Source organism: Caballeronia sp. AZ7_KS35, assembly GCF_023631045.1.
In the GTDB taxonomy this organism is placed as follows: Bacteria; Pseudomonadota; Gammaproteobacteria; order Burkholderiales; family Burkholderiaceae; genus Caballeronia; species Caballeronia zhejiangensis.
In genome coordinates, this window is the sequence record NZ_JALQDV010000003.1 from 351,269 (window position 1) to 371,048 (window position 19,780).

Genomic DNA, 19,780 nt, shown 5'->3' on the forward strand with positions numbered 1-19,780 from the left:
GTCCTTGATGGTCCGTGTTACCCGTTGTGTCCGAACTGCTCGCAGATTTCGTCGATGGACCGGACGACATGCGTCACGTCGTCGGCGGTCATGCCCGGGAAGAGCGGCAGCGTCACGTTCGACGCGCCGTAATGCTCCGAATGCGGGTACATGCCTTCCTTGTAGCCACGCGCGCGATACAGCGTGAACAAGTGCAGCGCCGGGTAATGCACGCCGCTTCCGACGTTGCGCTCCTTCAGTTGCGCCATGAATTCCGCGCGCGTGAGCTTGAGCCTCTCGAGCGGCAGCGCGATCTGGAACATGTGCCAGTTGTGGTCCGTGAAGTTGTCGACCGGCAGACCCACGCCGAGCTCGACCGCCGCGCCGCCTTTGAAGGCATCGAAATAGAGGCGCGCCAGTTCGCGGCGCTGCTGCGTGAGGGTTTCGACGCGCCGCAACGAGCCGAGGCCGACGCGCGCCGCCACGTCCGTCAGGTTGTACTTGCCGCCGAGCACGTCGCAATCCATGCCGTCGAAGCCCGTGCGCGTAATGCCTTGCAGACGGTACTTGCGCGCGAGTTCCGCTTCGTCCTCGTTATTCATTACTAGCGCGCCGCCTTCGATCGACGTCACATTCTTGTTCGCGTGGAAGCTGAACGACACGATGTCGCCGATCGCGCCGATGCGCTGGCCTTTCCACGTCGAACCGAACGCCTGCGCGGCGTCTTCGATCACGCGCAGCTTGTGGGCGCGCGCGATCTCGTAGAGCTTGTCCATGTCGACGGGCAGGCCGGCCAGATAGACGGGCATCAGCGCCTTGGTGCGCGGCGTGATTGCGCGTTCGAGCAGATTCAGGTCGATGTTGCGCGTGACCGGATCGATATCGACGAACACCGGCGTCGCGCCGACTTCGAGGATCACGTTCGCGGTCGACACCCAGGTCATCGGCGTGGTGATGACTTCGTCGCCGGGGCCGACGCCCGCGATGCGCAAGCCGATTTCCATCGTGCAGGTGCCCGAGTTGAAGGCGCGCACCGGGCGGCCGCCCACGTACGCCGACAACTCCGCCTCGAACTGCTGATTCTGCGGGCCGGTCGTGATCCAGCCCGAGCGCAGCACGTCGACGACGCCCTGAATGGTTTCTTCGTCGATATCGGGCTTCACGAAGGGCAGGAACGGCCGCGTTGTTTGAGTCATGGACTATGCGTTTAAAAAATGAATTGATCCGGCGGACGCTTCGGTCCGGCAACTAGCCGCGCGCGAGCACCACGACGCCGACCAGAATGATGCCGATGCCGATGAGCCGCTGCATCGACAGCACTTCGCCGAACAGGTACCACGCGGCGAACGCGTTGACGACATAGCCGAGCGAGAGCATCGGATAGGCGATCGACACGTCCACGCGCGACAGCCCGACGATCCACACGACGACGCTCAGCACATAACAGGCAAGCCCGCCGATGATCGGCCACTGCGTCGCGATCTTGATGCCGACCGGCAGAATGTTGGCGGGCGTCATGTCGAAATGGCCCACCGCGTTCACGCCGGCTTTGAGCAGGAGCTGGGCGCATGCGTTCAACGATACGCCGATGACGATGCAAATAAAGGAGATCGGGTTCATCGCGCGTTTTTCAAATGCGGAACAAGGATACTCGGTTCATCGCGAAATGCCGAACGATCGTGCAGCGCAGCATCGCGACCGGGAGGAAAACGCGCGCTCACGGCTGCGGTTTCTCCACGATCACGCGGCGCTCGTCGCGGGCGATCACCTGCATGGGCACGTGGCGTGCCATGAGCTCGTCGTAGCGTGCGGGCGGCATCAGCGCGAACGCGTAGCGCTCCGAATCCCACAGCCTGACCCATTCGTCGACGCTCGGCACCCATTTTTGCGGCTCGGTCTGGACGCCGAAGGTCAGCTCGTCGGCTTCGCCGACCATGATCATCGTGTGGCCGAGGTAGAAGGGCATCGTGTGGTCGAGCTTCGCGATCGAGTAGAACGGCGTGTCGGGCGGGAGCTTGGCCATCGCGGCCTTCACGGCCGGCACGAGCCGCACGCCGGAACTCTGCGTGCCGAAGACATCGTGACCGGAGCCCGCGATCGTGCCCAGCAGCAGCCAGGCCGCGCCTAGTCCCGTCGCGCCCGCGAGCACGCTGCGCCGGTTCAGCCAGAGCGCGAATATCGTCACGACGAAAGCGACGGCGAGGCCCGCGTACACCCAGATCTGGAACTCGCGATAGAGCGCGTTAGGCGTGTTGGCGCTGCCCGCGCGGCCGAGGAAAATCGCTCCGAAGGCCGCGGCGATCAGAAATACCGCATAGCCGATCAGATGCATGCGGTACTGCGATTTCGTCAGCGAGGGCAAATACAGCCCGATGACGAGCGCGAGCGCCGGCGCGATCGGCAGCACGTACGAAATGAGCTTCGAATGCGACGCGCTGAAGAACAGGAAAATGAACGCGGACCAGATCAGCAGCATCGTGACCGGCGCGAAGCCGTTGGGCTGGCGTGGCGTCTTCAAGCCGTGGCGCACACTCTGAAAGGCGATCGACAGCCACGGCAGAAAACCCACGATCAGAACCGGCACGAAGTAATAGAACGCGCCGGGGCGGTTCTGCTCGGGCGTCAGATAGCGCTTGAACTGCTGGACGATGAAGAAGAAGTCGAAGAACTCCGGGTTCTTCATCTGCACGAGCGCGAACCACGGGCCGGTCACGATCAGGAACACGATCAGCCCACTGCCGATATAGAGCCGCTTCCAGAGCGCCCAGTCGCGCGACACGAGTGAATACAGAACGAGCACGGCGCCCGGCAGGATCAGGCCGACGAGACCCTTCGACAGCACCGCGGCGCCCATGCCGGCCCAGCAGAGCCACATCCAGAGACGCACTTCGCGGGTCGGCAGTCCGGGGCGCTGGGCGAGCAGGAGCGCGCAGAGGGTCAGCTCCATCCAGAACGACAGGCCCATGTCGAGCGCGTTGAAGTGGCCCATCAGGTTCCAGTACGGGCACGTCGCGAGGATGACCGCGGCGGCGAAGCCCGTCATCGCGTTGAATACGCGCGTGCCGGTATAGCCGACGAGCAGCACGCCCAGAAAGCCCGTGAGCGCCGTATAAAGGCGCGCCTGCCACTCGCCGATGCCGAACCACGCAAAGGTAAGGGCATTCGCCCACGTTTGCAGGGGCGGCTTTTCGAAATACTTGTAGCCGTTGTAGCGCGGCGTGATCCAGTCGCCGGTCACGAACATCTCGCGCGCCATTTCGGCGTAACGGCCTTCGTCGCTGGGCACGAGATGACGATACCCGAGCGGCGCGAACCAGATGATCGCGAGTGCGAGTACCAGAAGAATGAGCGAAAGACGCGTGAGCGGTAGCCGGGTAGGCGTATCGTTCATGAAGTCGACCTGTCCGATGCCGCGATGCGCGGCGCTAATGAAACGAATTGAGCGATGAATGCGCGCCGCGCGAGGATGCAACTCGTGCATGCTCAGGCACGCATTGTCGATGCGAGTTCGCACGTTCGAGCGCGCGCTGCGCACTTGTCCGACGTCGAAACGCCCGGCGTAACGACGATGCCGGGCGGGAGTGTAGCGCACGGCCGACCGGCATCCGTCAAAATTGACGACTGGCAAGCGACGGCTGCTGCCGATATCGGACGGGCGGCGGGAGTCTGCCAACGCTTCCTTAGCGCCGCCTTAGCGATCCCGTCAGGCTTCGATCAGCAGTGCGGCGGCCACGCGCCGGCCTTCGGACATCAGTATGTTGTAGGTGCGGCAGGCCGCGCCGAAATCCATCGTTTCGACGCCGATGCGGTGTTTCGCCAGTTGCGCGGTGAGGCGCGGATGCGGAAAGCGCAGCCGCGACCCGCTGCCGAAAATGACGACTTCCGGCGCGGCCTCGATGAGCGCATCGAAATCCTCGGGCTTGAGCGCATCGAACGACGACACCGGCCACGCCGCGACGGGCGTCTGCGGCATGACGATCACGCTGCCTTCGTGCCTTTCGAGATTGATCGCCACGAAACCGTCTCCGTAGCTCGTGATGGTATTGAGCGCGCTGGTGGAATCCTGGTGCAGTTTCAAAACAATGATCCGGCAAGGAAAAGGAGAGAGGCCCGGCGGGCGCGCGCAGCGCCGTTTGCGCCGGTTCCGGCGCATTCGATTGGTGCATTGCGGAACTGGGCCATAATCAGTAAATTATAACTTTTTGGCTGCCGGGCTCGCTCGTGCGCCACCCGTTGCGCTCGCGTGCCGCCACAAGCCGCCTTCGACACGCAATCCGGTCCGCATCGCCCATGCCTTACCTGGCGCGGCGTCTAAAATGCATCGTTCGGCGCTCGGGAAAAGCGAGCCGTCCGGGCGAGCCGCCATCGGCTTTCACCTCGGTATTTATTGCAACGCCCGTCCGCCGCGCGCGAGGCTGGCTGCCCCGAATTCCGAGCCGCACGCGACCGACATCACCAGAACCCGTCCGCATTCACATCAGACCCAGAGCGCCAGCCGTGAAACCGATTCTCAAATCCAACAAGCTGCAAAACGTCTGCTACGACATTCGCGGGCCCGTGCTCGAACACGCGAAGCGCCTCGAAGAAGAAGGCCATCGCATCATCAAGCTGAATATCGGCAATCTGGCGCCGTTCGGCTTCGAGGCGCCGGACGAGATCATTCAGGACATGATCCGCAATCTGCCGGGTTCGTCGGGCTATTCGGATTCGAAGGGCGTGTTCGCCGCGCGCAAGGCGATCATGCATTACACGCAGCAAAAGGGTGTGACGGGCGTCGAACTGGACGATATCTACATCGGCAATGGCGCGTCGGAACTGATCGTCATGGCGATGCAGGCGCTTCTCAACGACGGCGACGAAGTGCTCCTTCCGGCGCCGGACTATCCGCTGTGGACGGCCGCGGTGAGCCTGTCGTCGGGCACGCCGCGCCACTACATGTGCGACGAGAGCAACGGCTGGATGCCCGATCTCGACGACATCCGCGCGAAAATCACGCCGAACACGAAGGCGCTCGTCGTCATCAACCCGAACAACCCCACAGGCGCGCTGTACTCCGACGAACTGCTGCGTGAACTGATCGCGATCGCGCGCGAGCACGGTCTCATCATTTTCGCGGACGAGGTCTACGACAAGATCGTCTACGACGGCAAGACGCACACGTCGATGGCCGCGCTCTCCGAAGACGTCGTCACGGTCACGTTCAACAGCCTTTCGAAAAGTTACCGCTCGTGCGGGTATCGCGCGGGCTGGATGGCGATCTCCGGGCTGATCGAAGAGAACCGCCGCCGCGCGAAGGATTATCTCGAAGGCCTCGGCATTCTCGCGTCGATGCGCCTGTGCCCGAACGTGCCCGGCCAGTATGCGATCCAGACGGCGCTCGGCGGCTATCAGAGCATCAACGACCTGATCGTCCCGAGCGGGCGCCTCTTCAAGCAGCGCGAACTCGCGTACGACATGCTCACGGCGATTCCGGGCGTCACGTGCGTGAAGCCGCAAGCCGCGCTCTACATGTTCCCGAAGCTCGATCCGAAGATGTATCCGATCCAGGACGACCAGCAGTTCATCACGGATCTGCTGCTCGAGGAGCGCGTGCTGCTCGTGCAAGGCACCGGCTTCAACTGGCCGACGCCGGATCACTTCCGCGTGGTTTTCCTGCCGAACGTCGACGATCTCGCGGATTCGATCAACCGCATCGCGCGCTTCCTCGACGGCTATCGCAAACGACATTCCGCTTAATCTCTCTTTTAAAGACTCGCGCTGCATGGAACCGATCAAAGTAGGACTCTTGGGCTTCGGCACGGTCGGCAGCGGCACCTTCACGGTGCTGCGCCGTAACCAGGAAGAAATCAAACGACGCGCGGGACGCGGCATCGAAATTTCGCGTGTCGCCGTGCGTACGACGGCGAAGGCCGAAGCGGCGAAGCAGGAAGGCATCGCGGTGACGGACGACTTCAACGCGGTCGTCGACGATCCTTCCATCGCCATCGTGTGCGAAATGATCGGCGGCACGGGCTTCGCGCGCGAACTGGTGCTGCGCGCGATCGCGAACGGCAAGCATGTCGTGACGGCCAACAAGGCGCTGCTCGCGGTGCACGGCACGGAAATTTTCGAGGCCGCGCGCGCGAAGGGCGTGATGGTCGCGTTCGAGGCCGCGGTGGCGGGCGGCATTCCGATCATCAAGGCGCTGCGCGAAGGGCTGACGGCGAACCGCATCGAGTACATCGCGGGCATCATCAACGGCACGACGAACTACATTCTTTCGGAAATGCGTGACCGCGGGCTCGACTTCGCGACCGCATTGAAGGCCGCGCAAGAACTGGGTTACGCCGAAGCCGATCCGACTTTCGACATCGAAGGCGTCGATGCCGCGCACAAGGTCACGATCATGAGCGCAATCGCGTTCGGCGTGCCGGTGCAGTTCGATCGCGCGTATGTGGAAGGCATCAGCAAGCTGGCCGCGATCGACATTCGTTACGCGGAAGATCTCGGCTATCGCATCAAGCTGCTCGGCATCGCGCGGCGCTCGGAGAAGGGCATCGAGCTGCGCACGCATCCGACGCTCGTTCCGGCCAAGCGCCTGCTCGCCAATGTGGAAGGCGCGATGAACGCGGTCGTCGTGCACGGCGACGCGGTCGGCACGACGCTCTACTACGGCAAGGGCGCGGGCGCGGAGCCGACGGCGTCCGCCGTGGTCGCCGATCTCGTCGACGTGACGCGCCTGCATACGGCCGATCCCGAGCATCGCGTGCCGCATCTGGCGTTCCAGCCGGACAGCCTGTCGAACACGCCAATCCTGCCGATCGACGAAGTGACGAGCGGCTACTACTTGCGCCTGCGCGTCGCGGACGTGACGGGCGTGCTCGCGAACATCACGCGCATTCTCGCGGACAAGGGCATCTCCATCGACGCGCTCCTGCAGAAGGAATCGGAAGAAGTCGACGGCGCGAACAAGGGCGAGACCGACATCATCCTCATCACGCACGAGACGCTCGAAAAGAACGTGAACGCGGCGATCGCGCAGATCGAGGCGCTGTCCACGGTCGTCTCGAAGGTGACGAAGCTGCGCATGGAAGCGCTCAACTAAAGGCAAGCACGATGAACTACATTTCGACGCGCGGCGCCGGCACCGACGAGCGCCACACGTTCTCCGACATTCTGCTGGGCGGCCTCGCCAAAGACGGCGGCCTGTATCTGCCGACGGAGTATCCGAAAGTCAGCGCCGACGAACTCGCGCGCTGGCGCACGCTGTCGTACGCGGATCTCGCATTCGAAGTGCTGTCGAAGTTCAGCGACGACATTCCTGCCGACGACCTGCGCTCGCTTACGCGCAAGACGTACACCGCGCAGGTGTACAGCAACGTGCGCCACGAAGAGAGCGCGGTTCAGATCACGCCTTTGAAGACGCTCGGCGAGGAAAACGGCACGACGCTGTCGCTGCTGGAACTCTCGAACGGCCCGACGCTCGCCTTCAAGGACATGGCGATGCAACTGCTCGGCAATCTGTTCGAGTACGCACTGGCCAAGCAGGGCGATGAATTGAACATCCTCGGTGCGACCTCGGGCGACACCGGCAGCGCCGCCGAATACGCGATGCGCGGCAAGACCGGCGTGCGCGTGTTCATGCTCTCGCCGCACAAGAAGATGAGCGCGTTCCAGACCGCGCAGATGTTCTCGCTGCAGGATCCGAACATCTTCAATCTGGCGGTCGAAGGCAACTTCGATAATTGCCAGGACATCGTCAAGGCCGTGTCGAACGATCACGCGTACAAGGCGAAGCACAAGATCGGCACGGTCAATTCGATCAACTGGGCGCGCGTCGTCGCGCAGGTCGTGTACTACTTCAAAGGCTATTTCGCCGCGACGAAGAGCAACGACGAACGCGTGTCGTTCACGGTGCCCTCGGGCAATTTCGGCAATGTGTGCGCGGGGCACATCGCGCGCATGATGGGCCTGCCGATCGATCAACTCGTCGTCGCGACCAACGAAAACGACGTGCTCGACGAGTTCTTCAAGACCGGCGTGTATCGCGTGCGCGGCGCGGCGGAAACGTATCACACGACGAGCCCGAGCATGGATATCTCGAAGGCGTCGAACTTCGAGCGTTTCGTGTACGACCTGCTCGGACGCGATCCGGCGCGCGTGCTGCAACTGTTCCGCGACGTCGAAGAGAAGGGCGGCTTCGACCTCGCGGTGAGCGGCGATTTCTCGCGCGTGAAGGAATTCGGATTCGTGTCGGGCAAGAGTGGCCACGACGACCGCGTGAAGACGATCCGCGACGTATTCGAGCGCTATCACACGATGATCGACACGCACACCGCCGACGGCGTGAAGGTCGCGCGCGAAAATCTGAAGCCCGGCGTGCCGATGATCGTCCTCGAAACCGCGCAGCCGATCAAATTCGGCGAGACGATCCGCGAGGCGCTCAATCGCGAGCCCGAGCGGCCGGCTGCGTTCGTCGGACTTGAAAAACTGCCACAAAGGTTCGATATCGTTCCTGCCGATGCTGGCGTCGTGAAGGCGTTCATCGCCGAGCGCACGTAACAGGATCGTCATCGGGATGAACGGGGCGCGGCTGCACGGCCGCGCCCCGTTTTTCATGATGCGGCACGAAATCCGCCGCCCGAGCCAGCTTGGCAGAATCGCCGCTCGCGGGCAAAAGCCCGCCAAAAGCTGTTAAAATCTCAGGTTTTTCGTCGTACCCCATTCAAAAGGACGCGCCGTGCTGTCTACCGCCAATATCACCATGCAATTCGGGCCCAAGCCCCTCTTCGAGAACATCTCGGTCAAGTTCGGCGAAGGCAACCGCTATGGCTTGATCGGCGCCAACGGCTGCGGCAAGTCGACCTTCATGAAGATCGTGGGCGGCGATCTCGAGCCGTCATCGGGCAACGTCATGCTGGAGCCGAACGTGCGTCTCGGTAAATTGCGCCAGGACCAGTTCGCGTACGAAGACATGCGCGTACTCGACGTCGTCATGATGGGCCACACCGAAATGTGGGCCGCGATGACCGAGCGCGACGCGATCTACGCCAACCCCGACGCCACCGACGACGACTACATGCGCGCCGCCGACCTCGAAGCCAAGTTCGCCGAATACGACGGCTACACGGCCGAAGCGCGCGCGGGCGAACTGCTGCTCGGCATCGGCATCAACATCAACGATCACAATGGCCCGATGAGCAACGTCGCGCCGGGCTGGAAGCTGCGCGTGCTGCTCGCGCAGGCGCTGTTCTCGAAGCCCGACGTGCTGCTGCTCGACGAGCCGACCAACAACCTCGACATCAACTCGATCCGTTGGCTGGAAGACGTGCTGAACCAGTACAACTCGACGATGATCATCATCTCCCACGATCGGCACTTTCTGAACCAGGTCTGCACGCACATGGCGGACATGGACTACGGCACGTTGAAGGTCTGGCCGGGCAATTACGACGACTACATGCTGGCGTCGACGCAGGCGCGCGAGCGTCAGCAGGCCGCGAACCAGAAGGCGAAGGAGCGCGTGGCCGACCTGCAGGACTTCGTGCGCCGCTTCTCGGCGAACAAGTCGAAGGCGCGTCAGGCGACCAGCCGTCTGAAGATGATCGACAAGATCAAGATCGAGGAATTCAAGCCGTCGTCGCGTCAGAATCCGTTCATCCGCTTCGAGTACGAGAAGAAGCTGCACAACATCGCGGTGGTCGCGGAAGAAATCACGAAGAAGTACGACCGCACGATCTTCCAGAACTTTTCGCTCTCGGTGCAGCCGGGCGAGCGTATCGCGATCATCGGCGAGAACGGCGCGGGTAAGACCACGCTGCTCAAGTCGCTCAAGGGCGCGCTCGAACTCGATCACGGCACGGTGAAGTGGGCGGAAAACGCCAACGTCGGCTATATGCCGCAGGACACGTACGAAGAGTTTCCCAAGGACGAGACGCTGACCGAGTGGATCGACCAGTATCGCAAGGAGGGCGACGACGAGCAGATGATGCGCGGCACGCTCGGCCGTCTGCTCTTCAACGCGGACGATATCAAGAAGAACGTGAAGGTGCTGTCGGGCGGCGAAAAGGGCCGCATGATCTGGGGCAAGCTGATGCTCGGCCGCCACAACGTTCTGCTGATGGACGAGCCGACCAACCACATGGACATGGAGTCGATCGAGTCGCTGCAGATCGCGCTGGAGAAGTTCGAAGGCACGCTGATCTTCGTGTCGCACGACCGCGAGTTCGTGAGCGGGCTGGCGAATCGCATCATCGAAGTGAAGACGGATGGCACGCTGCGCGACTTCGGCGGGAATTACGAAGATTTTCTGGCGAGCCAGGGGATTCAGTAATCACCGGCTTCGCGCTCGCGCTGAAACAAGCGGCCCGCCTCGAAAGAGCGGGCCGTTTTTACATGCCGGTCAAAGCCTGTCGTTGCGAAACCGCATCGCCGTTCCTTCGCGCGTAATGCGCTCCCAGATCGCGCGTTTTTCGTCGTCGTTCAGAAACACCCAGTTGGACACTTCGCCGGCCGTGCGGCCGCAGCCTTTGCAGACGTCGTCGAAGAGCGTGGAGCACACGCCGATGCAGGGGCTATCAGGCAGATCGTGAAGATTCGAAGACATTGGGCTAGCTCGTGACCGCATCGGCGCCGAACAAAAAGGGCGGCAACGCGGCATTCAAAATCGTAAAAAAACTCAACGCGCGATACTGTAGCCTATCCGCGCGATCCAGTGATGCCGCTGGTTGTAATCGAGGATGTCCTCGCCGTACCCGTTGAAGTAGCTCACGAACAGATAGCCGCCCCACGCGCTGCCGATCAGCTTCGCGAGCGGATAGGTCAACTGCGATTCCACGCTGCCGTACCAGTGCTTCGAGCCTTTGCGTAATGTCGTCGCGAGTTGCCAGCCGTCCGGGCTGCCGTATTTCACGAGGAAATCGACGTAGCCGCGATAATCCGCGATGTCCTCGTTGCCCGCCTTCGACAGGTAGTAATAGAACTTCGGCGAGAGCGTCAGGTGATTGCCGTTCAGATCGCCGAAATCCCATGTCGGGCGCACGAACGCGATGTTGATCGAGCGCGATTCGTCGCCGCTCTTGCCGTTCGATTCATGCCCGATGCCCGCCGCGACGCCCATGCGCGTGAAGAGCGCGCTTTTCCAGCCGGTGTCCTCCACGTAATAGAACAGTTGCGGCTGAAAGCTGATGTCGCGAAACGGCACCGATTCGGCCGAGAGATTCCATATGGCCGTTTGCGTGTAGCCGAAATAGAGGTTGTCGAGGAAGCCGCGCGAGCGGGGATCGTCAGGCAGATGCAGGCGATATTTGAAGCTGAACTGGAATTTCGCGAGATTGTCGCCGTTTTTGCCATCCGCGAAATAGATCGGCTCGAACGTCGAGAAGCGGCCCGAGAGCAACGTGTCCGTGCTGGACGCCGGTTGGACGGCGGTATTCGCCGCGGCCGTCGCGACGGCGAGTTGGCCGGGCGTCGTCGCTTGCGACTCGGCCTTCTCCGCGGCGGCGACCTCGGTCTGCGTATCGCTGCGATTGAGCGTGACGAGCATCGGCGAAGCATCGAAGCCGACCGGATCGATCTTCACCGTGCCGCGCGCCGAATCGGGCCACGGCGCCGAAAAACGCACGCGGCGATACTGGCCGGGCGCAAGGCGCAGACGGTCCGGCACTGTCGGATCGCGCTCGAGCGTGAGCGGCGCCGGCGGCAAATCGCCATTGGTCAGATTCACGGTCAGTTGCTTCGGGACATCGACGGTCAGGGGTTTCGCGTCATCGTCGGTATAGAGGAGCGTCAGTTCGAGCGGTTGCGAGGCGGCGGCTTCGCGCGCGGGTTGCAGCACCGCGACGGTCGCGCGCGTAGCGCCGCTTGTGCAAAGGCCGGCAAGAAGAAGCGCGAACATGCGTGCGCGGCCGGCAGAGCGGCGGGAATTTTTCAGCGAAATCGATCGTGGGCCGTGGGCCATGTAGTTCGTGTCCTGTTGGGGCGGGGCGGGCATCAGGACAGTCTGACAGCGCGAGCCGCGCCGCGATCCCGACATTCCAGACGAAATGGCATCGAAACCGGTGCGTCAGGCCGAAAACACCGCCTGCCAGAGCATCGCGCCGTTCAGCGCGACGATCACGCCCGCGCACATCCACGCCAGCGCCAGCGGCACGCGCGCGACGCGCCAGCGGCCCATCAGCCCGGCATCGGAAGCGAAGCGCACGAGTGGAATCACGGCGAGCGGCAATTGCAGGCTCAAGACGACTTGCGTCGCGACGAGGAGCGCGTTCGAACCATGCTGGCCGAAACTTCCGACCGCGACGAGCGCCGGACCGATCGCGAGCCCGCGCGTCAGGAGCGCCCGCGCCCAGCGCGCCATCTTGAGGCGCAGGAAGCCTTCCATCACCGCCTGGCCGGCGAGCGTGCCCGTGACCGTCGCGTTCAGGCCGCACGCGAGCAGCGCGGCGGCGAACACGACGCCCGCCCAATGGGTGCCGACGAGCGGCGCAATGAGACGGTGGGCGTCGGCGAGATCGTTCACACCGGTGTGGCCGTTCGCGTGGAAGACGGCGGCCGCGACGATCAGTAACGACGCGTTGACGATGAACGCAAGCCCGAGCGAGCCGAACGTATCGATGTTCACGCCACGAAGCGCGCGCCCCATGGTCGCGTCGTCGCGGGCGCTCGCGTGCTCCTTGACGAGCGCGGAGTGCAGGTAAAGGTTGTGCGGCATCACGGTCGCGCCGAGCACGCCGGCGGCGAGCCAGAGCATGCCGGCATCGCGGACGAGTTCGCGCGACGGCGCGAGCCCGCGCAGCGCATCGCCCCAGACCGGATGCGCCAGCGCGAGTTCGATGACGAAGCACAAACTCACGAGAAAGATGAGCGTCGACACCGCCCGCTGCAGGGACCGCTTGCCGCGGTTTTGCAGCGCGAGCATCGCGAAGGTTCCGACCGCCGAAACCAGCACGCCGGCCGTGAGCGAGAGGCCGAAGAGCATTTGCAGCGCAACCGCGCTGCCGACGACTTCCGCGACGTCGCACGCGATGATCGCGATTTCGCACGCGATCCACAGGACAAGCGTCGTACGGCGGCTGTAGCGTTCGCGGCACAGTTGCGCGAGGTCGCGCCCGGTCACGACGCCCACGCGCGACGCGACCCATTGCAGCAGCATCCCCATCAGGCTCGCGAGCAGGACGACGAAAAGCAGCGAGTAACCGTAGCGCGCGCCGCTCGCGAGCGCCGTCGCCCAGTTGCCGGGATCCATGTAGCCGACAGCGACGAGCGCGCCCGCGCCGGCGAACGAATACCAGTGTCTGCGCGGGCGCGGCGCGCGCTCCCGATCTTCACGGGTCGCCGCGGGCGACTGCGCGTCGGATTTCGCGGCTGACGGCCGGGCGAGCGCGGAGGGATTGGTATTCATGCGGGAGGCGGCCTCGAATAGCGTTGCAACGGTGCGCGTTGCCGGTTCAGAAGACGCCGCTTTTCGCGGCGCACGTCGAATTGGCTCGCAACAACTGTTCCGCTGGCTATTCGTCAGGCTTGCCCGTGTCGGCCGCGCTCGTGCGAGTCAACGAAACGACGAAGAAACGACTCGCAAAACGGCGGGCGCAAGGGGACGCAGGCGACCGACCACGAATAATGACATTGCATCGGGCTTACGCCTGCGTGTCACTTTGACGAGTGTGGGTTTATCACGTGCCGCGGCAGCGGATTAGGGGCTAAAATGCGCGCTCTTTCCGGCTGTCGGCGCGCGGCGCTAAGCCGGGCAGAGCCCCGCGCGGCAAGACCGTCGCCGCGTGACGCAAGGGCGTGTACATTTTGCGCGACAAGCGGCGGATTATTTTTTGTCGCGTCCGCGTTTAATGGTAGTTTTCGGGGTTTTAGGGGAGTCGCGGGTCGCTCGGCGATGCGAAAATGCGCCGGGTCCGGGCGGCACGACGTCGTGACAAGTCGGAACAAGGGAGAATCGAAATGAACGAGAAACTGGCGAGCCGCACGGCCAAGCTGGCGGGCGCCCTGGCATGCGCCGCGATGTTGACTCCGCTCGCGGCCTTCGCGAAAGACACGCAGTTGAACGTGTACAACTGGTCGGACTATATCGCGAAGGACACGATTCCCAACTTCACCAAGCAGACCGGCATCAAGGTGAAGTACGACAACTACGACAGCGACGACACCCTGCAGGCCAAGCTCCTGACCGGCCGTTCCGGCTATGACATCGTCGTGCCGACCAGCAATTACGCCGGCAAGCAGATCGCCGCGAACATCTTCGCGCCGCTCGACAAGTCGAAGCTGCCGAACCTCAAATATCTCGATCCCGACCTGATGAAGCTCGTCGAGGGCGCGGATCCGGGCAATAAATACACGGTGCCCTGGGCGTACGGCACGACGGGCCTCGGCTACAACGTCGACAAGGCGAAGCAGATCCTCGGCGCGAACGCCGAACTGAACAACTGGGACATCCTTTTCAAGCCCGAGAACATCTCGAAGCTGAAGGCGTGCGGCGTCTCGGTGCTCGACGCGCCGGACCAGATGTTCGCGGCCGCGCTGCATTACATCGGCAAGGATCCGATGAGCACGAACCCGGCCGATTATCGCGAAGCGCTCGCGATGATGAAGAAAATCCGTCCGTACATCACGCAGTTCAACTCGTCGGGCTACATCAACGACATGGTCGGCGGCGATATCTGCTTCACCTACGGCTGGTCGGGCGACGTCGTGATCGCGAAGCATCGCGCCGTCGATGCGAAGAAGCCGTTCAAGATCGAGTACTACATTCCGAAGGGCGGCGCGCCCGTGTGGTTCGACGTGATGGCGATTCCGAAGGACGCCAAGAACAAGGACGCGGCGCACGAGTGGATCAACTACATCGAGACGCCGCAGGTTCACGCCGCGATCACCAACGCCGTGTACTACCCGAGCGCAAATCTCGAAGCGCGCAAGTACGTGGATAAGGACGTCGCGAACGATCCGGCCGTGTATCCGCCGCAGGATGTCATCAAGACGCTGTTCCTGCTGAAGCCGCTGCCGCCGGAAATCCAGCGCCTGCAGACGCGGCTCTGGACGGAATTCAAGTCCGGCCGATGAATCCGATAAGCCGGTTATTCTTTTGAAACGACGAAGCCCCTGGACCTCCGGGGGCTTTGTTCGTGATCGCATCGCGTGGCGGGGCGAGTCACGAAAGACGCATGGAAGCAAGGAGTCGAACAGGCAATCATGAGTGAGCAGTCGAGCGCGTTGAAGGCAGCGCCTAATTCCGGCCGGCGCGAGCCGGGCAGTTTCCCATCGGTCTCGAGCACGGACGACAGCTTCGTGCAGATCGTCGATGTCGTGAAGAAGTTCGGCGAGACGACGGCCGTGCGGGGCGTCAACCTGTCGGTGAAGAAGGGCGAGCTGTTCGCGCTGCTGGGCAGCTCGGGCTGCGGCAAGTCGACTCTTTTGCGCATGCTCGCCGGACTCGAATCGGTGACCGAAGGGCAGATTCTGATCGACGGGGAAGACCTCGCCAAGATGCCGCCGTACAACCGGCCGGTCAACATGATGTTCCAGTCCTACGCGCTCTTTCCGCACATGAGCGTGGAATCGAACGTCGCGTTCGGGCTGAAGCAGGAAGGCGTAAAGGGCGGCGAGCTGAAGGACCGCGTCCACAACGCGCTCGAACTCGTGCAGATGGCGAAGTTCGCCAAGCGCAAGCCGCACCAGTTGTCGGGTGGTCAGCAGCAGCGCGTCGCGCTCGCGCGCAGCCTCGTCAAGCGACCTAAGCTGCTTCTGCTCGACGAGCCGATGTCCGCGCTCGACAAACAGATTCGCCAGCGCACGCAGATCGAGCTCGTCAATATTCTCGATACGGTGGGCGTCACCTGCATCATGGTGACGCACGATCAGGAAGAAGCGATGACGATGGCCAATCGCATCGCCGTGATGAGCGAAGGGCAGATCGTGCAGCTCGGCACGCCGCACGAAGTCTATGAGTATCCGAATAGCCGCTTCTCCGCGCAGTTCATCGGCTCGACCAATCTCTTCGACGGCAATGTCATCGAGGACGAGCCGGATCACATCTTCGTCGAATCGCCGGACCTTCCGGTGCGGCTCTATGTGAGCCACGGCATCACCGGGCCGCTCGGCATGCCGGTGACGATATCCGTGCGTCCCGAACGCATCGCGCTCACGCGCAAGCCGCCCGAAGGCACCTACAACTGGGGCCGCGGCAAGGTGACGAACATCGCGTACATGGGCGGCTACACGCTCTATCACGTGACGCTCGATTCCGGCAAGGTCGTGGTCGCGAACCTGTCGAGCCTCGCGATCGGCGAGATCGATTCGCCCACGTTCGACGACGAAGTCTACGTGCGCTGGAGCGCGTCGGCGGGTGTGGTGCTGACCGCATGATGACGAACTGGCTCAAGCGCATCGGCGTTTCCGGACGCACGCTCGTCATCGGCGGTCCGTATCTGTGGCTCCTGCTGCTGTTCTTCGTGCCGTTCCTGCTCGTCGTGAAGATCAGCTTCGCCGACAGCCAGCTCGGCATTCCGCCGTACACGGATCTCGTGACGATGGAAGAGGGCGTGATGCATATCGCGCTCGACTTCGCGCACTACGCGTTCCTCGTCAAGGACAGCCTGTACTTCGCGACCTACATGAACTCGCTGCTGGTCGCGGCGGTATCGACGGTGCTGTGCCTCCTGATCGGCTATCCGATGGCGTATTACATCGCCCGTTCGAATCCGGCCACGCGCAACATCCTGATGATGGCCGTGATGCTGCCGTTCTGGACGTCGTTCCTCATTCGCGTGTACGCGTGGATCGGCATTCTGAAGAACAACGGCCTGCTCAATAACTTCCTGATTTCGATCGGCCTGCTGCATTCGCCGATCGAGCTGTATCACACGAACATCGCGGTATATATCGGCATGGTGTATTCGTATTTGCCGTTTCTCGTGATGCCGCTTTACGCGCATCTCGTGAAGATGGATCTGACTTTGCTCGAAGCGGCCTACGATCTCGGCGCGAAGCCGTGGAAGGCGTTCGTGCAGATCACGTTGCCGCTGTCGAAGAACGGCATCATCGCGGGCTGCCTGCTCGTGTTCATTCCGGCGGTGGGCGAGTACGTGATTCCCGAACTGCTCGGCGGCGCGGACACGCTGATGATCGGCCGCGTCATGTGGAACGAGTTCTTCAACAACGCCGACTGGCCGATGGCTTCCGCCGTCACTTGCGCGATGGTCCTCTTGCTGCTCGTGCCGATGGCGCTTTTCCAGCACTTCCAGGCGAAGCAACTGGAGGAAAAGCGATGATCAAGGTCAGCCGTCCGTTGCAAATCACCGCGCTCGGACTCGGGTTCGCGTTCCTCTATATACCGATCCTGAGTCTCATCGTCTATTCGTTCAACGATTCGCCGCTCGTCACCGTCTGGACCGAGCCGTCGCTCAAGTGGTATCGCGCGCTCGTCACCGACGACGAACTGATCAACGCGGCGTGGCTGTCGTTGCGCATCGCGTTTTTCACGGCGTGCGCGTCGGTCGTCATCGGCACGTGGGCGGGCTTCGTGCTCGCGCGCATGGGGCGCTTCAAGGGCTTCACGCTCTACGCGGGCATGATCAACGCGCCGCTCGTGATCCCCGAAGTCATTCAGGGCATTTCGCTGCTGCTGTTGTTCGTCGAAATGGCGAAGCTCATCGGATGGCCGGATCGCGGATTCTTCACGATCTGGATCGGACACGTCATGTTGTGCATCTCATATGTGGCGATCATCGTGGAATCGCGCGTGCGGGAGCTGAATCCTTCGCTGGAGGAGGCCGCGCTCGATCTCGGCGCGACGCCGCTGCGCGTGTTCTTCTCGATGACGCTGCCGCTGATCTCGCAGGCGCTCGTCGCCGGTTGGCTGCTGTCGTTCACGCTTTCGATCGACGATCTCGTGCTGTCGGCGTTCCTGTCCGGTCCCGGTTCGACGACATTGCCGCTCGTCGTGTTCTCGCGCGTGCGTCTTGGCCTGAATCCGGAGATGAACGCGCTCGCGACTTTGTTCATCGCGCTCGTGACGGTCGGCGTGATCGCGGCGAACGTCTTCATGCTGCGCAGCGAACGGAGAAAACTCGCAACGGTGATGTGACGCCAAGTGGCCGGACGCAAAAAGCGCGTCCGGCACGACGCTGTAAACGCCGAAGGGCCATCGCGATGTTCAGTCGCGATGGCCCTTCTTGCATCAAGACGCGCCGCTTACTTCGCTGCTGCGTCCTTCAGAACGACGCGCGTCGGACCGCCGATGCTATTCATGAGCAGGTCGCCGTTGGACATGTACTGGATGATGGCGTAAGCGCCGTTGCCCAGATTGCTCTGCCCGAACGACACGCGATGCACGGTCTTGCCGGTGTTCCAGTCCATGCCGGTGATTTCCCAACCCGTCTTCGGATAGTAGCCGTTCACGAACACCATGTTCGACGCCGAACTCGTGCTCGGCACCATGCTGATGGAAACGACGTCGTCACGCGTCCAGACCGAGCGCCATGCGTGCTTCTTCGGATCCCATTCGAGACGCTCGGCACCCGAGGCCGGCTTGTTGACCGGACCGAGCGACAGCACGTCGACGAGCTTGTCCGGATGGCCCTTCTCGGCAACGTTGTTGACGACGAACGCGCCGTAGCCGTTCACGACCACCGACTGTTCGCTCTGAACGAACTTCGGCGGATGCTTGAGTCCGGCCGTGATGCCGATCTGACCGGCGATGCGCGGCGACTTCGTACCCGGAATCTGCTTCCAGCCCGCGGGCATCTGGTCGCGCCAGAACGCGACGAGGTGCATGCGGTTCGCGCCGTCCGTGATGACCACGAGCTTGTCCTGGTCGTCGCCGAAGCCCATGAGCGTGGGCGTGGAGCCGGTGCCGTCGCCGAACTTGACTGCGGGCGGCTGATCGCCGTGCTCGTATTCGGCCTTCCATGCGCCGTCTGCTTCGTCTTCCGAGAGCTTCGTGCCGGTCCAAACGACCTTATGCATCACGCGATTCGACGCAATGTAGATGCCGCCTTTCTGATCGATCGCGAACGAGTTGCTCACGAATTCGCCCGGCGCAAAGCGGATCGTCTGCGGCTGGCCTTCGAGCGAACGGTCGAACACGCTGATCGACACGTTCGATGCCACGACGAACTTGCCGTCGTACGTGACACCCGTGCCGACGAGATGCGCCTTGCCGACGATCGGTTTCATGTCGATCGTCTTGATGACCTTGATGCCGGCGGCCGGATTCTTTTCGTCCACGAGACCGAACATGCTGATGTTGCCGTCCGAATCGTTGTAGTAGACATGATTATCCTTGTCCACCACCGAGTACACGCCGTTGACGACGCGCGTCCAGTCGAGGCCGTAGGTCTTGAACACTGCGTCTTCGGCCTGCTTGATGTTCGTGTAGCGCTCGCCGAGCACCTTGTCGTGCAGCGCGGCCGGAATGACCTTGTTGCCGGGGGCCGGGGCGCGTGCGACTTCCTTGAAGCCGCCGTTCGACACGTCGATATACGTCACGCCTTCGCTGGACACGCCCCACATGTAGTTCGGCGACGTCGACGCGAGCGTCATGATGTTCACCGGACCGGCGACGACGCGCGGCGCCTTGCTGATATCGACGTTGAAGAAGCCGGGCTTGACCGCATACGGAAACGCATCGCTCTGCGACGAATCGAAGTGCGTGATCGAATATTTCTCGGCGGCGAGGAACGGGTTGCGCGGCGGCTGCTTCGCTTCCAGCGCGTGCGCGGTGCCGGCAGCGAACAGCAGCGCGGTTATCGTGCTGATAGAGGTTTTTTTCATGCGTTGCTCCTTCTTCGGGTTGAATTCATATCGCGATGCGGGC

16 protein-coding genes are annotated in these 19,780 nt (G+C 62.6%); 8 read left to right on the forward strand and 8 right to left on the reverse strand.

Annotated features, from left to right (window positions below):
* Positions 1 to 17: 17 nt before the first annotated feature.
* The 4 genes from NCT05_RS07835 to NCT05_RS07850 all read right to left on the reverse strand — a co-directional run bounded on the left by NCT05_RS07835 (position 18) and on the right by NCT05_RS07850 (position 4,057).
* The gene (locus NCT05_RS07835; protein WP_250502009.1) at positions 18 to 1,175 is read right to left on the reverse strand and encodes a DegT/DnrJ/EryC1/StrS family aminotransferase; all 1,158 of its coding nucleotides are present in this window, start codon (positions 1,173 to 1,175) and stop codon (positions 18 to 20) included.
* A 52-nt stretch (positions 1,176 to 1,227) separates the two neighbouring features.
* Complete coding sequence (locus NCT05_RS07840) at positions 1,228 to 1,599, reverse strand: SMR family transporter (RefSeq protein ID WP_008349817.1); 372 nt, start codon at positions 1,597 to 1,599, stop codon at positions 1,228 to 1,230.
* A gap of 97 nt (positions 1,600 to 1,696) precedes the next feature.
* The gene (locus NCT05_RS07845) at positions 1,697 to 3,370 is read right to left on the reverse strand and encodes a glycosyltransferase family 39 protein (RefSeq protein ID WP_175980107.1); all 1,674 of its coding nucleotides are present in this window, start codon (positions 3,368 to 3,370) and stop codon (positions 1,697 to 1,699) included.
* Positions 3,371 to 3,682: 312 nt separating this feature from the next.
* Entirely contained in the window at positions 3,683 to 4,057 is a 375-nt protein-coding gene (locus tag NCT05_RS07850; protein ID WP_250502010.1) for an Mth938-like domain-containing protein, read from the reverse strand.
* Between the two features lie 419 nt (positions 4,058 to 4,476).
* Between NCT05_RS07850 and NCT05_RS07855 the strand changes: the two genes are divergently transcribed.
* From NCT05_RS07855 to NCT05_RS07870, 4 genes are all read left to right on the forward strand, one after another.
* Entirely contained in the window at positions 4,477 to 5,715 is a 1,239-nt protein-coding gene (locus NCT05_RS07855; RefSeq protein ID WP_008349814.1) for a pyridoxal phosphate-dependent aminotransferase, read from the forward strand.
* A 25-nt stretch (positions 5,716 to 5,740) separates the two neighbouring features.
* Positions 5,741 to 7,063 (forward strand): homoserine dehydrogenase, encoded by a 1,323-nt coding sequence (locus NCT05_RS07860; protein WP_008349813.1) that lies wholly within the window; start codon positions 5,741 to 5,743, stop codon positions 7,061 to 7,063.
* 11 nt (positions 7,064 to 7,074) lie between these two features.
* Positions 7,075 to 8,520 carry a threonine synthase gene (thrC, locus tag NCT05_RS07865; protein ID WP_250502011.1) on the forward strand — a complete coding sequence of 482 codons (1,446 nt, stop codon included), beginning with the start codon at positions 7,075 to 7,077 and terminating at the stop codon, positions 8,518 to 8,520.
* A 178-nt stretch (positions 8,521 to 8,698) separates the two neighbouring features.
* Positions 8,699 to 10,291, forward strand: coding sequence for an ABC-F family ATPase (locus tag NCT05_RS07870; RefSeq protein ID WP_250502012.1), 1,593 nt, complete (start codon positions 8,699 to 8,701; stop codon positions 10,289 to 10,291).
* Positions 10,292 to 10,360: 69 nt separating this feature from the next.
* Here NCT05_RS07870 and NCT05_RS07875 read toward each other — a convergent pair whose 3' ends face one another.
* The 3 genes from NCT05_RS07875 to NCT05_RS07885 all read right to left on the reverse strand — a co-directional run bounded on the left by NCT05_RS07875 (position 10,361) and on the right by NCT05_RS07885 (position 13,360).
* Complete coding sequence (locus NCT05_RS07875) at positions 10,361 to 10,564, reverse strand: DUF1289 domain-containing protein (protein ID WP_008349809.1); 204 nt, start codon at positions 10,562 to 10,564, stop codon at positions 10,361 to 10,363.
* Between the two features lie 72 nt (positions 10,565 to 10,636).
* A complete protein-coding gene (locus tag NCT05_RS07880; RefSeq protein WP_250502013.1) occupies positions 10,637 to 11,854 on the reverse strand; it encodes a phospholipase A in 1,218 nt (405 codons plus the stop codon).
* A 168-nt stretch (positions 11,855 to 12,022) separates the two neighbouring features.
* Positions 12,023 to 13,360, reverse strand: coding sequence for an Nramp family divalent metal transporter (locus NCT05_RS07885; RefSeq protein ID WP_250502014.1), 1,338 nt, complete (start codon positions 13,358 to 13,360; stop codon positions 12,023 to 12,025).
* A gap of 551 nt (positions 13,361 to 13,911) precedes the next feature.
* Between NCT05_RS07885 and NCT05_RS07890 the strand changes: the two genes are divergently transcribed.
* The 4 genes from NCT05_RS07890 (at position 13,912) to NCT05_RS07905 (ending at position 18,049) form a co-directional block, all read left to right on the forward strand.
* Positions 13,912 to 15,027 (forward strand): polyamine ABC transporter substrate-binding protein, encoded by a 1,116-nt coding sequence (locus NCT05_RS07890; protein WP_008349802.1) that lies wholly within the window; start codon positions 13,912 to 13,914, stop codon positions 15,025 to 15,027.
* Between the two features lie 129 nt (positions 15,028 to 15,156).
* Positions 15,157 to 16,329 carry an ABC transporter ATP-binding protein gene (locus tag NCT05_RS07895; protein WP_244808061.1) on the forward strand — a complete coding sequence of 391 codons (1,173 nt, stop codon included), beginning with the start codon at positions 15,157 to 15,159 and terminating at the stop codon, positions 16,327 to 16,329.
* A complete protein-coding gene (locus NCT05_RS07900; protein WP_033536118.1) occupies positions 16,326 to 17,234 on the forward strand; it encodes an ABC transporter permease subunit in 909 nt (302 codons plus the stop codon). Before NCT05_RS07895 ends, NCT05_RS07900 begins: the two co-directional genes overlap by 4 nt.
* Complete coding sequence (locus NCT05_RS07905; RefSeq protein WP_250502043.1) at positions 17,234 to 18,049, forward strand: ABC transporter permease subunit; 816 nt, start codon at positions 17,234 to 17,236, stop codon at positions 18,047 to 18,049. The genes NCT05_RS07900 and NCT05_RS07905 overlap by 1 nt, the downstream gene beginning before the upstream one ends.
* Before the next feature lie 107 nt (positions 18,050 to 18,156).
* Here NCT05_RS07905 and NCT05_RS07910 read toward each other — a convergent pair whose 3' ends face one another.
* Positions 18,157 to 19,737 (reverse strand): NHL repeat-containing protein, encoded by a 1,581-nt coding sequence (locus NCT05_RS07910; protein ID WP_250459691.1) that lies wholly within the window; start codon positions 19,735 to 19,737, stop codon positions 18,157 to 18,159.
* Positions 19,738 to 19,780: the final 43 nt, after the last annotated feature.

Bases quoted from the DNA above. Each gene is read 5' to 3' on its own strand.
- NCT05_RS07840 (WP_008349817.1), bottom strand. From the start codon at position 1,599: ATGAACCCGATCTCCTTTATTTGCATCGTCATCGGCGTATCGTTGAAC.
- NCT05_RS07875 (WP_008349809.1), bottom strand. From the start codon at position 10,564: ATGTCTTCGAATCTTCACGATCTGCCTGATAGCCCCTGCATCGGCGTG.
- NCT05_RS07885 (WP_250502014.1), bottom strand. From the start codon at position 13,360: ATGAATACCAATCCCTCCGCGCTCGCCCGGCCGTCAGCCGCGAAATCC.
- NCT05_RS07895 (WP_244808061.1), top strand. From the start codon at position 15,157: ATGAGTGAGCAGTCGAGCGCGTTGAAGGCAGCGCCTAATTCCGGCCGG.
- NCT05_RS07890 (WP_008349802.1), top strand. From the start codon at position 13,912: ATGAACGAGAAACTGGCGAGCCGCACGGCCAAGCTGGCGGGCGCCCTG.
- NCT05_RS07910 (WP_250459691.1), bottom strand. From the start codon at position 19,737: ATGAAAAAAACCTCTATCAGCACGATAACCGCGCTGCTGTTCGCTGCC.
- NCT05_RS07845 (WP_175980107.1), bottom strand. From the start codon at position 3,370: ATGAACGATACGCCTACCCGGCTACCGCTCACGCGTCTTTCGCTCATT.
- NCT05_RS07900 (WP_033536118.1), top strand. From the start codon at position 16,326: ATGATGACGAACTGGCTCAAGCGCATCGGCGTTTCCGGACGCACGCTC.
- NCT05_RS07860 (WP_008349813.1), top strand. From the start codon at position 5,741: ATGGAACCGATCAAAGTAGGACTCTTGGGCTTCGGCACGGTCGGCAGC.
- thrC (WP_250502011.1), top strand. From the start codon at position 7,075: ATGAACTACATTTCGACGCGCGGCGCCGGCACCGACGAGCGCCACACG.
- NCT05_RS07835 (WP_250502009.1), bottom strand. From the start codon at position 1,175: ATGACTCAAACAACGCGGCCGTTCCTGCCCTTCGTGAAGCCCGATATC.
- NCT05_RS07880 (WP_250502013.1), bottom strand. From the start codon at position 11,854: ATGTTCGCGCTTCTTCTTGCCGGCCTTTGCACAAGCGGCGCTACGCGC.